Genomic DNA, 13813 nt, shown 5'->3' on the forward strand with positions numbered 1-13813 from the left:
GTTGAACCTCTCTCAGAAGGCCATGACCAGACGAGCGACCGTGCTCGTGGTGCGGAGGTCCGGCGCCACCGTGCTCTGCTCACGCAGGGCGGTCACGATCGTGCGTAGCACCTGGGTCCGAAGTGTGACGTCGGGGGTGATGTAGAAGTTCAGGCCGCCGCCGAACTGGAGCACGGTATCTAGCCCGCCGTAGAGCGGCACGTGGATGGCGGAGCCGATGACGAACGGCTCCATGTTCAGGAAATCGAACCGGTGCGCCGCCACGGCATACGTGGAGGTCTTCCAGGCGTCCGGTGTGTAGAATTTGGATACCGCCTGGCGCTTCCCTTCGTCATAGACCACGCGGATGACCGCCGCCTCCGCGCGCAGGCGGGTCGTCCCGATGTCGAGCGAGACGTCGCCGGCTCCGGTGTACTCCTGGAACGACCACGTCGAATGGACGTCGGGGTCGGACTGTCCGATCTTGTAGTCGGCGACCCAGTCGCGGGCCCTGCCCGTGATGAACGACGTCCCGAGCTTCAACGTCAGCTTGCCGGGGTCCTCGTAGCTGGCGTGCAGGCGGCCGCCGAACCCGCGATTGTCGTCGAAGGCGAACGGCGCGTTCTCGTTGCGCCCGTTGCTCACGTACGCGTTGTACCCGAGCTCCCACGGGCCCGTGAACATGCTGCCATAGACCATGACCCCGGTCTGCCGCGTGGGAAACAGGCGCGCTGTGATGAACGTGGGGATGACGGTGGTGATGAGCACCGGGCTCCCGTGGTCGACGTTGTAGATGCCGATCGGGGTGAAGAACTGCCCGACGCGCACCTTGAAGAGGTTGAAGCGCGTCCAGTCGATGTGGGCGCGCTCGATCGACACGAACCCTCCATAGGTGACCGGCGAGGTGAGCGAGGTCGCGGTCGAGTCGAAGGCTTCATACGGCGCCGTGGTCACCCGGCGCGTCACGTCGGGCGGCAGCGGCGTCGTCGCCGGGACCGGGGCCCCGCCGGGCGCGGTCGTGAACCGCAGCTCCCCGAGAAAGCGAAAGTGATCGCTCGGCTGCGCGTCGAGGTAGAGGTTCAAGTTCGCCACGACGAAGTTCAGGGCGTTCGCCTGCGGGAGGGTGACCGCGAGGATCGAGTTCTCCGGGACCCATGTGCGCTGGACGCCGACGTCGACGAACCCGTAGATCCGGAAGAGGTCCTTGTGGTCGTCCTGCTCCGGCGCGGCCTGCGCCTCCTGGAGCGCCTCGAGGCGCTTCTCGAGCTCCGCCGATCGCTTCTCTGCAGCCGTGAGCCGGGCGGCGATCGCATCTTCGCCGGCGGCGGCAGGCGCGGCGGCGGGCGCCCCGGTCGTGGCGGGCGCCGCGGCCGCGGCGACCGGCGCGGCGGGCGCTCCGGTCGCGGCGGGCACCGGGGCGACACCGGCGCCAGGGCTCTGCGCGTGCGCGAGGGATGCCGTGACGAGCACTGCTCCGATGGCTGCGCCCGAAGCGCCCGCGAGGCGACCTGTTCGCGCTCGCCGCAGTGAACTCCGACCCATCATCATTGATTTCTCCCCGTTCGCAGAGCCTTCGTCGCGGCTCCAGCCGACGTCGAACGCGCTCTTGCGGACTCGCGAACTTCACGCGTAGCATACACGGCCACGAGGACGGGCGTGAACTCGACGCGCTGCGTGACGCTCCGGTGCACCACGGCTGGGTGAGACATCACAACAGGAAAGAACGTGAATCAGGGGAGCGTACATGGTGCGCCGGCGAACGTTGATGATGACTCCGCGGGTGCACGTGTTGATTGTCATTTGCGTCAGCCGCGCCGCGCGCGGGGGGCAGCTCGCCCGGTGCTCGTGCTGAGTGCGCCGCGCGGGGGGACAGGCGTTCGCGCGAGAGCCCTCGTCACGAAGCACACGAGATGCGCGCGGGCGCCGCGCCGCGGGGGCCACGCCGGGGGGACGGGGGCATGCCGACATTGCGTAGCGCTTCGATTCGACTGAAGCTGTGGTCGCTCGCCGGCGTCCCCGTCGCGGGGGCCCTGCTGCTGGCGGCGATGATCGTCGGCGACGCGCGACAGCAGGCGGCGAGGGCGGCGGGGATAGGCTCGATCGAGGACCTCGCGCAGCTCTCCTCGATCATGGCGCAGCCGCTGCACGCCCTCCAGAAGGAGCGGGCGTGGACCGCGCTGGTCGAGGGGCTGGAGGCCCGCCCTCCGGAGACGACCGACGTCGAGGGCGAGCGGCACGCCACGCCGCCGCTCAATCGCGCAGCGGAGCTCCTGCGCGCCGGCGGCCAGCTCCGGGACGCGCGGACGGCGACCGACGAGAGCCTCGCCCAGCTCGACGCGTTCCTGGCCGCGCGCGACCTCTCCGGGCTGCCGCGCCGGCTCGCCCGCGATCTCGCCGAGGGGCGCGCCAAGGTCGGAGAGCTCGGCGCGTTCCGGGCCCAGGCCGACGCGAGGACGGTGTCGCTCGACAGCGTGCTGAGGGTCTTCGGCGGCATCAACGTGAGCCTCATCCGGGCCAACGCCGGCCTCTCCGAGCTGAGCGACGAAGGCGAGCTCCTGCGCAGGATCCAGTCGATCGTCGCCGTCCACGAGTTCGCCGAGCGCGCAAGCCGCCAGCACGCGCTGCTCGCGCACGCCTTCGCGTCCACGCAGTTCGAGCCGGGGGCCTTCAAGACGCTCGTGACGCTGATGACGGAGGAGCAGCTCTATCACGAGGAGTTCATCGCCAACGCGTCGGAGCCGGCGCGGGCGCTCTACGACGCCGCCCGCTCCGACCCGCGCGTGCGGCGCGCCGACGAGCTGCGCGCCGCCGCGATCACGTCGACGGACGAGGCGCTGGCGATCGATCACGACGCGTGGTTCGAGGCGCAGCAGGGGCGCGTCGACGGGCTCGCCGCGATCGAGGAGGAGGCGATCTCCGGGATGAGGCGCGCGGCGGCGGTCAGGGTCGCGGACACGCGGAGGACGGTGCGCGACGGCGTCGCGGTCTCGGGGTTCGTGCTCCTCGTGTCGGTCGCGCTGGCGCTGGTCCTCGTGCGGGGGATCTCCCGATCGCTCGAGGTCCTCGGCGAGGCCGCGGCCCACGTCCGGCGGACGCGCGACTACACGACGCGCGCCCGCAAGACCGCCGACGACGAGTTCGGGGCGCTCACGGACGCCTTCAACGAGATGCTGGCGGGCATCCAGGCGCGCGACGAGGTCCTCGAGGGCCACCGGCAGAACCTCGAGGCCACCGTCGCCGAGCGGACCTCGGAGCTCGAGAAGCGCAACCGGGAGATGCGCCTCGTCCTCGACAACGTCGATCAGGCCCTCGTGACCATCCACCGGGACGGCACGATGGAGCCCGTGCACTCCGCCGCCTTCGAGCGCCTCTTCGGCGTGCCGGCGCGCGACGAGCACTTCGCCGATCGCATCGCCGGCCACGATCCGCGGGCCAGCGCGTTCCTCAGGATGGGGTGGGAGGCGGCCTGCGACGATTTGCTCCCGCTCGAGGTCGTGCTCGACCAGCTCCCGAAGACCTTGCACCGCGAGGGCCGCTACCTCGCGCTCGGCTTCAAGCCGATCCTGTCGGGAGAGGGCCAGTTCAACGGGGCGCTGATGGTGATCACGGACGTCACGTCCACCATCGCCTCCGTGCGCGAGGCCGAGCAGCAGCACGAGTACATCCAGGTGTTCGAGCGGGCCGTGAAGGATCGGCTCGGCCTCGTCGGCTTCGTCAACGACACGACCAAGCTCGTCGACGCGGTGAGCGCGCGGTCCAGCGGCGAGGTGGACGAGGTGATGCGCCTCGTGCACACGATCAAGGGGAACGCCGGGCTCTGGGACGTGACGAGCGTGGCGAGGGTGGCGCACGAGATCGAGAGCTTCGTCGTCGAGGAGCGCGCGCTGCCGTCCGACGAGCAGATCGACGCGCTGAGGGACGTGTGGCTCGCGTTCGTGGGGCGCGTGAGCGTCCTGCTCGCGTCGACGGCGCAGTCTTCCCGCGCGGACGTCGGCCATGAAGAGGTCGATGCCTTGCTCGCCATGGTGCGCCAGCGCCGCGATCCCGCCGAGATCGAGCGGGCCATCGCGGCGCTCCGCGACGAGCGGATCGAGGTGCGGTTCAGCCGGATGAAGGACCAGGCCGAGACGCTGGCCCGGAAGCTCGGCAAGCCGAAGCCTGAGGTGCGCATCGACGCCGGGGGCGTCCGGCTGCCCGCGTCGCGGTTCGCCGGGATGTGGCAGGCGCTGGGCCACGTCGTGCGCAACGTGATGGACCACGGGATCGAGCGGCCGGAGGCGCGCGAGGCGGCGGGCAAGCCGTCGAACGGCACGCTCACGCTCCGCTCGCGGATCACGGCGGACGAGATCGTCATCGAGATCGGCGACGACGGCGCGGGCATCGACTGGGAGCGCGTGCGCGAGAAGGCCGCGGCCGTCGGATTGCCGGGCTCGACGCGGCGCGATCTCGAGGCCGCGCTGTTCGCGCCGGGCTTCAGCACGGCCGAGCAGGTCACGGACGTCTCCGGCCGCGGCGTCGGTCTCGGCGTGGCGCTCCACGAGTGCCGGCGGCTCGCGGGCCGGATAGAGCTCGACACCGAGCGCGGCCAGGGCACGACCTTCCGCTTCCGGTTCCCCCGGGATCCGAGCGACGCCACGGGGGTGTCGCTCACGACTGCCTCGCTGCCGCCTCCGAGCGGGCGGGGCTCTCTGGTACCGCCCCCTTCGCGGGGCGGATCGAGCCCGGGCATGGCGTCGGGGAGCGCGTGACACGGTGAGCACATCGACAATGCAGAGCGAGATATCGAGGAGAAGGGAATGAACTCGGAGAGCTGGGACCGCATCCACGAGGAGCTCGCTTCGTCGTGCGTCCATCTGTTTCGTGACAACGGCGTCGAGCTCGGGCGGCTGGACGACGCGGCGTCGGAGGCCACGCCGGGCAACGCGGTGGTCTCCTTCATCGGCTTCACGGGCGACCACCTTCGCGGGAGCCTGACCATCGTCGCCCCCGCGGCGCTCATCACGCGCAGCCACCCGCTGCGAGAGCGGCGCGAGATCGACGAAGACATGGTGTGCGACTGGGCGAGCGAGCTCGCCAACCAGCTGCTCGGGCGGGTGAAGAACCGCCTGCGCCACCTCGGGCTGGTCATCGTGCTCTCGACGCCGAGCGCCGCGATCGGCGAGCACCTGCGCGCGAGGGAGGAGCAGAGCGAGGGCTTCCGGCGGCTCCTGTTCGCCGCGGGGCCCGACCGGCTCGTCGTGCTCTTCGACGCGCTGGCCCCCGACGACGCGCTGGAGCTCGAGGAAGTGAACATGCCCGATCCGCAGCCCGAGGGAGAAGTGCTGCTGTTCTGAGCGGATGGCCGTACACGCAAGAGGAGACACGTCACATGGCCAAGAAAATTCTTCTCGTCGAGGATTCGAGTACGGTCCGCCAGCAGGTCGGCATTCTCCTGTCGGGGGCGGGCTATGGCACGCTGGAAGCAGACAACGGCCGAGATGCGGTCGCCGCGGTCGCCGCCCACAAGGATGATCTGGCGATGATCATCGCGGACGTGAACATGCCCGTGATGAACGGGATCGAGATGATCCAGAGCCTGCGGGACAAGGGGCTCGCGTCGGGCGTTCCGATCCTGATGCTCACCACCGAGGGGCAGCCGGAGCTCATCGAGAAGGCCCGGAAGGCCGGCGCGAAGGGCTGGATCATCAAGCCGTTCAAGCCGGATCTGTTGCTCGCGGCGGTGAAGAAGCTCGCCGGCGAGCCCTGAAGCTGCGGCCGCGCGAGCGGCGGCCATTCCTGCGACCTCGGTCCGATCGAGGATCGTCGCTCTCCGGCACTACGGAAAATCGGCGGCTGCCGCCGGTACTCGACGGATCTGCCCTGCGGCGCTGGACAGCGCTCGGTGGTTGCGGGGCAGCGCCAATCCGTGTGATCCTATATGCGAGAGGTCACCGAAGGCCCCCGAATAGACAGACCAGGTCCACCGGCGTCGGTTGGGCAGTCGACTACTCACCCTTGAAAATGGATTCGCTGAGGCGCCCGCCAGGATGACCCGATGAGTACGCGCCTTGCTCTCGACCCACGGTGGCCAGCGCCGACCTGCTCGATCTGTGGCACGCTGTCGGAGGAGCCGGCGCACTGGCGAAACGACCTTGGACGGCTGTGCCCGTCCTGCTGCGGCGCGCTGCGCGACCTTCTTCGGGCGGGGCCTCCCGAGCGAATTGCGGGGATCTGGGGACTAGAAGCCGCTCAGCTGAACCTGGCTGCCAACGCGGTCGCAGACCTCGTTGACATTGCAGACGAGGCGACGCATGCCGACCTTGCGACCGCATACCGGGAAATGGGCCTGCTCGGTGATGCCATCAGAGAAACGCTGTTCGTCGCACGCGGCAATGCAGAGCGCCCGTGGCATCAGGCGCTCGTCATCTTGTTGGCTGCCGAGATCGCCCCCGACGAACTCTTCGATAGGTTGAACGCAGCTCTATGTAGGCGATAGCAACCGGCGAGAGCCGAGCCCGGCTGACGGCCGCTGGTGCCGACGGTGCACCGAGCCTCGCTCCGCTGGGCGCAGCGCCCTGAAGCCTCCGCAGGGCGTCAGGCGGGAGCGGCGCCACGAAGGGCGGCACGCTGGTACAGGCGTGTCGTCACAGGCCACGTGACCGAGCGTCCGCGCATCGACCGACGAAATCGCGAAGAGCGCGTTCGCGTGCGCCCGGCGCGTCGAACGCAGGCTTGACACGAGCGAGGTTGTCGTATTGCCTATCCTGCTGGGAGAGCCCATGAAGAAAGCGTGGAAAGATGCAGTCGCCTTCATCACGGGCGGCGGCTCGGGGATCGGTCGAGCGCTCAGCCTGGAGCTCGCGCGGCGCGGCGCGCGCGTGACGGTGACGGACGTGAACGGCGACGCCGCCGCGAAGGTGGCGGCCGAGGCCGGCAACGGTGCTTCGTCGCGCGCGCTCGACGTGCGCGACGAGGCGGGCATGCGCGAGGCCATCGAGGACACGGCAGCCCGCGGCGGGCGCCTCGACTTGCTCATCAACAATGCGGGGATCGGCGTCGCCGGCGAGGCGCACGAGATCCCGCTCGCGCACTGGGACCGCGTCCTCGACATCAACGTGCGCGGCGTGCTGCACGGCATCGTGGCGGGCTACCCGATCATGGTGCGCCAGAAGAGCGGCCATATCCTCAACGTGGCATCGCTCGCCGGCCTGGGCCCAGCGCCGCTCTTCACGCCGTACGCGATGACCAAGCACGCCGTCGTCGGCCTCAGCACGAGCCTGCGAATCGAGGCGGCGGCCCACGGCGTCCACGTCAGCGTGCTCTGCCCGGCCGCGGTCGAGACCCCGATCCTGGACTCCGAGAACCCCCCCGATCTGCCGGCGGTCCCGTGGGTTCCGAACGCGCGACGCCTGCTCGAGGCATTGGCCGGCAGGCCTTACCCGGCCGACGCGCTCGCGCGCGAGGCGCTCGATGCGGCCGCCGCCGACGTGCCCGTCATCGTGCTCCCCTCGCGTGCACGCTTGCTCTGGCGCCTCGGCAGGATGTTCCCGGCGCTCGTCGAGAAGGGCGGCCGCGACGAGATCGCCAAAGAGCGGGCGACGCGCGGGTGAGCGTTCGAGCGTGGGGTGGGGTGCTCCGCTCCTCAGCACAGACGCTGATCTCGCCGTTCGAAAAGGCTCCTTCAGAACTTCGCGAACAAGGCCCTCGTCGCGCAGGCCATCGACGCGCTGTTTGTCCAGAAGGACGTCTCTGCGATCGATCGCTATTGGGCCGATCCCTACCTCGCGGCGCTCGGTGCCCAGCTCGACCATGAGCGGGCTCCCGATCTTCTAGAACACCGATTACGTTGAAACCCGGAGAATTTTCACAGGGAGGCGAGGAGGCGGGGAGGAAGAAGAAATGAATTTCTCCCTCTTGCTGTCTCTCGCTCCCCGCCTCCTCGCCTCCCTGTGAAATTCCTGCTTTTTCTCGTGGTTTCCGCCAGCCGGGGCGGAAGCAGCGGCGTTCAGTGCGCGCGGGGCAGGAGCGCCCCATGGAAGGTCTGGGGCGAGGCGTGGAGCAGGTGGACCCGCGCCGCTGGCCCATCGTCCAGGTGCGCGGCGTCCCAGACGTGGATGGCGCTCTTCCCGGCCTTCGCGTCGGTCACCAGGGCGAGCACGTGGCCGTCGCCCTCGGGAGCGCCGGGCGCGCGCGGCACGAAGACCGGCTCGATCACCTTGGCGGGCGTCGGAGCGGCCGGCGCACCGGCGCGGGCGCTCGTCAGTGCAGCCTGTCCTTCGCCTCGGCGAGCTCCTCGTTGATCCGGTCCACGAACGCGTCGAGGGTCATCGGGCCGTTGCTCGCGGCGGCGGCGGCCTCGATGGCCTGCGAGGCGAGCGACGTGAGGCGCTCGACGTAGGCGAGCTGGCCCTCGAGCTTCTCGTAGTCCCCGTCGACGAAGTACCCGCTGTCGTCCTTGACGTCGAGCTCGGGCGCATAGCGCTGCTTCACGTACCTCAGGATGGCGCACACGGCGACGTGGACCTTGGGGCCGGCGAACTGCGTCTTCGTCCAGTTGTAGCGGCTCCCCTCCTTGAAGAACTCGACGCCCGGCGCCTCGGGCAGGCTGGGGACGCTGACGCGCGGCCCTCCGCCGCGCTCCGCCTTCTCCTGCGCCGCGCGGGTGAGGTTGCGCGTGATGGCCGCGGACTCCGCCAGCGCCTGACGCATCATGTCCGCCATCTTCGAGTCGCTGAGCAGCGCGTGGTACGTGTGGTTGATGAAGGTGCCTTCACCGTCGAAGTGAAAATGGAGAGGCTCGCATTCGCGGTGGGGATAGAGCGTGATGCCCTCGAGACCCGAGCAGGTCACGCGCCGATCGGCGATGAGCTCCTTCATGGTCTTGCTGGGCCAGCCGGCGGCCGAGGCCTTGGCGGCGAGATCCGCGACGAGCTCGGGGACGACGGCCGGGTCGCGGAGCTTGCCCGAGTACGCGATGGAGATGCCCATGGTGCCTCCTGAACGATCTCCCCTTACTCCAGCGCCGTCGTCGAGGCCAGCGCGCGCCGGGGAGGGAGCCCTCGACCGCGACAACAAGGACAGTGAAAGAGCCGCCGGAGCTCCCTCGCTCCGGCGGCTCTCGGCCGCCTGGGACCGCCTGAACCTCGACACCTGACCGCGAGGCCCGGGGCTCGGCGGTTCCTTCACGTCTGGAGCGGATGTCCGCGTTCCGCTCCTCGCCTCCTCGCCGGGCTACTGGCAGGCTGTCGCGCCGAAGCAGACCGCCGGATCGTCCGCGAAGCGACGGAAGTTGTCTGCCTCCGGGTGGCCCGGGAAGGGGACATAGTAGTATACGGCCTTGCTGTCGAAGTCGCTGCCGTCGTAGTAGGTCTGCCACGTCAGCGCGTAAGCGACGCCGGCGCTCTTGGCGAGATCGAGGAGGTGGGTGTTGTACCAGTCCTCGGTGAGCGCGCCCTGCCCCGCGTCCGGAAACAGGCTCGCTACCTCGGCGGAAGAGAGGGTGACGGCGCCCGCCGAGCTGAGGCCGTAGTTGGCAAGGAAGTCCGTCCGCAGGCTCTCATCGAACAGGGTGTCGTGCCACTTGCTCACGTGGTCTGCCGGGTAGAGCGCGAGCGAGGCGCCCGCGGCGAGCTTGCTGACCCGGTGAAGGAGGTGCAGCCGGTAGGTGCCCGTCTCGGTGAGCGCGTGAGGCTTGCCCTTGGCCGCGCCGATCGCCGCGACGGCGCTCGCCATCGCCTTCATGTCCTCGAGATCTGCCGCGGACGCCGCGCGCTCGTACGGGTAATAGAGATCGATGCCGAGGATGTCGATGAGGTCGTCGCCAGGGTACGCCTCGAGGTAGTACTCCTCCAGCCGCGCGGACGGCGGCTGGCCGTCGGTCTCGAGCGCCGCAATGGCCTCCTGGGGCGGGCTCTCGTACGCCGCGCCCAGCTCGGTCAGCTCCTCGACGAGGCGGACCCGGAGCATGTCGCGAGAGAGGCTCTCTGGATCCCTGACCTTCGCCTCGGCGGGCGTCACCGAGCTGTCGCTCAGCTTTCGCACCTTGTCCGTCGAGTACGCGAAGATCACGTTCTCCATCCCCGGCTCGCTCCGGACGGCCTCGGCGAACGTGCGGTACGCGGCGCTGTAGGCGGCGGGGCCGGTGACGGCCTGATCGTCGTCCAGCAGGGCCTGGCAGTTCCAGTAGGGCTGACCCCACCAGAACCATCCGCCGGTGTGCTCGTGGAACGGACGGAGGACGATCGGCTTGCCGTCGAGCCCGTGCTCGCGGAAGAACTGGGCCACGTACTTCGCGTGGGCCACGAGCCAGTCGCGCGCCGAGATGCCGGCGTGCGTCCCCTGCTCGATCGGCACGTCGTTGGCGATCTTGCAGATGCACTTCAGGTTCTCCGGGATGTCCGCGCTGGAGCCGAGGGAGCGCGAATAGTACGTCTCGGCGTAGAACGGGGTGCCTCCGCCCTGGGCGTGAATCGGGACGCTCTGTCCGTCGACCGTGATGATGGCGAGCGGCGTCGCGATGGCGTCCGCGAAGTCCGAGGTGCTGACGTCGTAGTTGCACGGGGGCGTGTGCCAGTCGAAGGCCACCATCCCGCCCGGCTGCTCCAGCATGTACGCCGCGGCGTCCGCTGTGACGTCGCGGCGATTCCAGGGGACCGGATCGAAGACCATCGCGTCGAGGGAGATGCCGAGCAACCCGGGGTTCTCTCCCACGGTGGCGCCGGCGTCCGACGACCAGCCCCGCTCGCCGCGGCTGGCGGCGCCCGCCATGGTCGAGAACCAGTCGTTGGTCGACACGAGCTGCTTGGTGCCCGGATCGTAGAGCCCCCACGTGATGGCGTTCTCGTAACCGAACCGGAACTTGCCGGCTCGAGACGACGTCCAGAGGTCCTCGAGGAGGTCGCCCCTCGGCGTGTCCGGGAACTCCGGTGTGTCTCCCGGCGCGCCCCCCGTGCCTGACGACGTGCTCGACGACGTGCCTCCCGAGGTGCCAGCCGAGGTGCCAGCCGAGGTGCTTGACGACGCGCCTCCCGAGGTGCCCGACGAGGTGCCTCCCGGCGGCGTGTCCTCGTCCGACGACCCGCAGGCGGCCGTCAAGCACAGGAGGAATGCGGCATAAACGCGTGGACTGAGCGGGACAAGATTCATGGGTTCTCCCCTGCGAACGGCGCCAGTGACGAAGCGACAATAAAGCGTGTTAATCGGTTCAGTGTCAACGGCCATCTCACCAGCGGAGAGGTGCGCCGCCCCGGGCACCGCGCCGATTCCACCCCGAGCGCCCCTCGGCGCGATGCCGCGGTGCGTCACCGTGCGGCTGCCTCACCGGGAGCGCATCGCCGGCAGGTTCGGCCGGCTGCCGCCGGCGCGCCCTGTCCTGGAGCGCTGCCGGGACAGGTTCTTAACCGGTCCTTTCGTTGATGGGGTTGCATCCAGCGAGCGCGCTTGAGCGCATGGCCTCGGCGGCCGAGATGGCGACCCATCCATGCGTGACCGGCGTGCACCGCGCCGGACAGCGTCCAGGTGCCCTCTGCGCCGCCCGATTCGATCACGAGGTCACGGCCGCGGCTCCACGTTTATCGGCGGAGCACACACCGATTTCACCGGCACGATGCTTTCTCGCGGCGCGGCGCCCCGGGCCTCAAGAGAGATGTCTCTTCCAAGGAGGGGAGCTCAACCCTCGGCACCCGTGGTCCCGGTCTCCAGCCGGGCGACCTGGCGCCTGCCGGCCATCTGGAGGATGCCTATCCAGGCGATCACGCGGATGACCTGGTAGGCCGGGTCGATCTCGAACCAGCGCACCGCGAACGTCGGGCTCTGCGGGTACTTGTGGTGGTTGTTCTGGAAGAGCTCGCCGAGCGTCACGAGGTCGAGGGCGAGCGTGTTGCGTGAGTCGTCGTCGCTGTTGAAGTTGCGGTAACCGTAGCGGTGGCCGCACCAGTTCACGATGGCGCCGTGGAGCGGGCCCATCGTCCAGTGGAGCGGGACAAACAGGAACTGCCACCATTGCGTGGCGAAGGCGATGTAGAAGAGCGCGTAGCCCGTCCCCCACGCGAGGCGGCTGGCCCACGAGTTGCCGATGCGGTCGAGCGCGCGCCACTCGGGGTAGCCGCCCAGAAAGCGCGGCTCCACCTCCGCCGTGCCGTCGCAGATGGCGTCGTAGCGCTTCGCGGTCGACAGCATCATGGAGACTGGCTCCGCGTAGTAGCGCGGCGAGTGCGGGTCCTTCGGGGTGTCGCTGTACGCGTGGTGCATGCGGTGCAAGATCGCATACGCCCGGGGCACAAGGTACGAGGAGCCCTGCGTGACGTAGGTGAGGAGATGGAAGATCCGTTCCCAGCGCTTCGACATCGTGAACATCCGATGCGAGGCGTACCGGTGCAGGAAGAAGGTCTGGAAAAAGACCGATAGCGTCGAATGGGCGATCAGGATGGCGACGAATTCCATGGCTCGCTTATACACCCAGGCTGGGCCCACATGCGGTCAGCTCACGGTCACGATTCGCGAGGGCCGTTGCCGCGTCGCTCGTGCGAGCGCGTTCTTATGCCACGCGATTTCGTCCGTGGAGGCGAGTCCGTAACGGGCGCGTTCATCGACCGGAAACAATGCTGTGCTGCCAGGCGCCGCGTCGCTCCTGCAGGCATAGCGCATCACGGCATCACGCAAGCGACGTCGCACGCCGCCTTATCACGACGAGCCGAGCGTTCACCGTCAGCGGCGGCGGATCGTTCTTGACATACATGGGCGCTGCGTACAGAATGTTTCAGTAAGCCATTCGAGCGTGTGCCGAAGAATTCGTCGCGCTCGGGGTCCAAGGGCTCGCAGCGGCGTCGCGCGGTGCGGGCTCATCGAGCTTGACGTGGGATAGCTCGTCCGAGCGCTCCATCGCGGCGGGGAGCTGGCGCGGCCGACCGTCGCGCGGCGGTTCGTGCGCCGCAAGAACAGGGGGCCTCGCTGCGTCCTGCTCGTGACTGGAGCCGCGCGATCACATCGAGGTGCACGCATGCAGATCCGCGTAGGATACGAGCTGCTCTACGAATTCCCACGACCGACGCCGGTGATCCTGACGCTGAGCGTCCACTACTCGCGTGCATCGGATCTGGTGCGGCCCGATCACATGCTCACCAGCCCGTCGATCCCGGTCCGAGCTTACCGGGATGCCTTCGGCAACTGGTGTAGCCGTATCGTCGCGCCGGCGGGTCAGCTGAAGATCTCCGCCGACGCGGTGGTGAACGACACGGGCGCGCCGGACCGCGTCGTGACATCGGCCGAGCAACACCCCGTCGATGCGCTGCCAGAGGAGACGCTGGTGTTCTTGCTGGGCAGCCGGTACTGCGAGACGGATCGCCTGTCAGAGGCGGCATGGGACCTGTTCGGCCGGTCGCCCACCGGCTGGGGTCGCGTGCAGGCCGTCTGCGACTTCGTTCATCGGCACATCGCCTTCGGATACGAGTTTGCGAGCCCTACCAAGACGGCGGAGGAGGTGTTCAACGAGCGGAGAGGCGTCTGCAGAGATTATGCGCATCTCGCGATCGCGCTCTGCCGTTGCCTGAACATTCCGGCTCGTTACTGCACCGGCTACCTGGGCGACATCGGCGTACCTCCTCCCCACGGGACGATGGACTTCTCCGGCTGGTTCGAGGCCTATCTCGGTGGCGAGTGGCATACGTTCGATGCGCGCAACAACGTGCCTCGCATCGGGCGCGTGCTGATCGCCCGCGGGCGCGACGCCGCCGACGTGGCGATCACCACGACCTTCGGCGAGAACACGTTGCGGAGCTTCCGTGTCTGGACGGATGAGATTGTGGACTAGCTCCGCCCGGGGCAGCCTCGCGCGGCGGCCGCGCTCGTCGGGGCGGCG

Annotated in this window: 11 protein-coding genes; 6 read left to right on the forward strand and 5 right to left on the reverse strand. The window is 69.0% G+C overall.

Annotated features, from left to right (window positions below):
• Positions 1–12 precede the first annotated feature (12 nt).
• On the reverse strand, positions 13–1449 hold the full coding sequence (locus WMF45_RS04560; RefSeq protein ID WP_437715742.1) for a hypothetical protein: 1437 nt from the start codon (positions 1447–1449) through the stop codon (positions 13–15).
• 488 nt (positions 1450–1937) lie between these two features.
• On the opposite strand from WMF45_RS04560, the gene WMF45_RS04565 reads away from it, so the two are divergent.
• The 5 genes from WMF45_RS04565 (at position 1938) to WMF45_RS04585 (ending at position 7568) form a co-directional block, all read left to right on the forward strand.
• Positions 1938–4727: a nitrate- and nitrite sensing domain-containing protein gene (locus WMF45_RS04565; protein ID WP_437715743.1), complete on the forward strand. Its 2790-nt coding sequence runs from the start codon at positions 1938–1940 to the stop codon at positions 4725–4727.
• Positions 4728–4775: 48 nt separating this feature from the next.
• Entirely contained in the window at positions 4776–5312 is a 537-nt protein-coding gene (locus tag WMF45_RS04570) for a chemotaxis protein CheX (RefSeq protein ID WP_437715744.1), read from the forward strand.
• A gap of 35 nt (positions 5313–5347) precedes the next feature.
• Complete coding sequence (locus WMF45_RS04575; RefSeq protein ID WP_272097907.1) at positions 5348–5725, forward strand: response regulator; 378 nt, start codon at positions 5348–5350, stop codon at positions 5723–5725.
• Positions 5726–6013: 288 nt separating this feature from the next.
• Positions 6014–6454 (forward strand): hypothetical protein, encoded by a 441-nt coding sequence (locus tag WMF45_RS04580; RefSeq protein WP_437715745.1) that lies wholly within the window; start codon positions 6014–6016, stop codon positions 6452–6454.
• Positions 6455–6737: 283 nt separating this feature from the next.
• Positions 6738–7568, forward strand: a complete 831-nt coding sequence (locus tag WMF45_RS04585; RefSeq protein WP_437715746.1) for an SDR family oxidoreductase — start codon at positions 6738–6740, stop codon at positions 7566–7568.
• Between the two features lie 395 nt (positions 7569–7963).
• Here WMF45_RS04585 and WMF45_RS04590 read toward each other — a convergent pair whose 3' ends face one another.
• The 4 genes from WMF45_RS04590 to WMF45_RS04605 form a co-directional block, all read right to left on the reverse strand.
• Positions 7964–8173, reverse strand: a complete 210-nt coding sequence (locus WMF45_RS04590; protein ID WP_437715747.1) for a carotenoid oxygenase family protein — start codon at positions 8171–8173, stop codon at positions 7964–7966.
• 44 nt (positions 8174–8217) lie between these two features.
• Positions 8218–8946 carry a hypothetical protein gene (locus WMF45_RS04595; RefSeq protein ID WP_437715748.1) on the reverse strand — a complete coding sequence of 243 codons (729 nt, stop codon included), beginning with the start codon at positions 8944–8946 and terminating at the stop codon, positions 8218–8220.
• Between the two features lie 243 nt (positions 8947–9189).
• Entirely contained in the window at positions 9190–11103 is a 1914-nt protein-coding gene (locus WMF45_RS04600) for a glycosyl hydrolase (protein WP_437715749.1), read from the reverse strand.
• 522 nt (positions 11104–11625) lie between these two features.
• Positions 11626–12399 carry an acyl-CoA desaturase gene (locus WMF45_RS04605; protein WP_437715750.1) on the reverse strand — a complete coding sequence of 258 codons (774 nt, stop codon included), beginning with the start codon at positions 12397–12399 and terminating at the stop codon, positions 11626–11628.
• 556 nt (positions 12400–12955) lie between these two features.
• Here WMF45_RS04605 and WMF45_RS04610 point away from each other — a divergent pair.
• Positions 12956–13765: a transglutaminase-like domain-containing protein gene (locus WMF45_RS04610; protein ID WP_437719489.1), complete on the forward strand. Its 810-nt coding sequence runs from the start codon at positions 12956–12958 to the stop codon at positions 13763–13765.
• Positions 13766–13813 lie beyond the last annotated feature (48 nt).

Source organism: Sorangium sp. So ce448 (genome assembly GCF_051520915.1).
In the GTDB taxonomy this organism is placed as follows: Bacteria; Myxococcota_A; Polyangia; order Polyangiales; family Polyangiaceae; genus Sorangium; species Sorangium cellulosum_B.

Bases quoted from the DNA above. Each gene is read 5' to 3' on its own strand.
- WMF45_RS04600 (WP_437715749.1), bottom strand. From the start codon at position 11,103: ATGAATCTTGTCCCGCTCAGTCCACGCGTTTATGCCGCATTCCTCCTG.
- WMF45_RS04585 (WP_437715746.1), top strand. From the start codon at position 6,738: ATGAAGAAAGCGTGGAAAGATGCAGTCGCCTTCATCACGGGCGGCGGC.
- WMF45_RS04595 (WP_437715748.1), bottom strand. From the start codon at position 8,946: ATGGGCATCTCCATCGCGTACTCGGGCAAGCTCCGCGACCCGGCCGTC.
- WMF45_RS04565 (WP_437715743.1), top strand. From the start codon at position 1,938: ATGCCGACATTGCGTAGCGCTTCGATTCGACTGAAGCTGTGGTCGCTC.
- WMF45_RS04575 (WP_272097907.1), top strand. From the start codon at position 5,348: ATGGCCAAGAAAATTCTTCTCGTCGAGGATTCGAGTACGGTCCGCCAG.
- WMF45_RS04605 (WP_437715750.1), bottom strand. From the start codon at position 12,399: ATGGAATTCGTCGCCATCCTGATCGCCCATTCGACGCTATCGGTCTTT.
- WMF45_RS04570 (WP_437715744.1), top strand. From the start codon at position 4,776: ATGAACTCGGAGAGCTGGGACCGCATCCACGAGGAGCTCGCTTCGTCG.
- WMF45_RS04580 (WP_437715745.1), top strand. From the start codon at position 6,014: ATGAGTACGCGCCTTGCTCTCGACCCACGGTGGCCAGCGCCGACCTGC.
- WMF45_RS04610 (WP_437719489.1), top strand. From the start codon at position 12,956: ATGCAGATCCGCGTAGGATACGAGCTGCTCTACGAATTCCCACGACCG.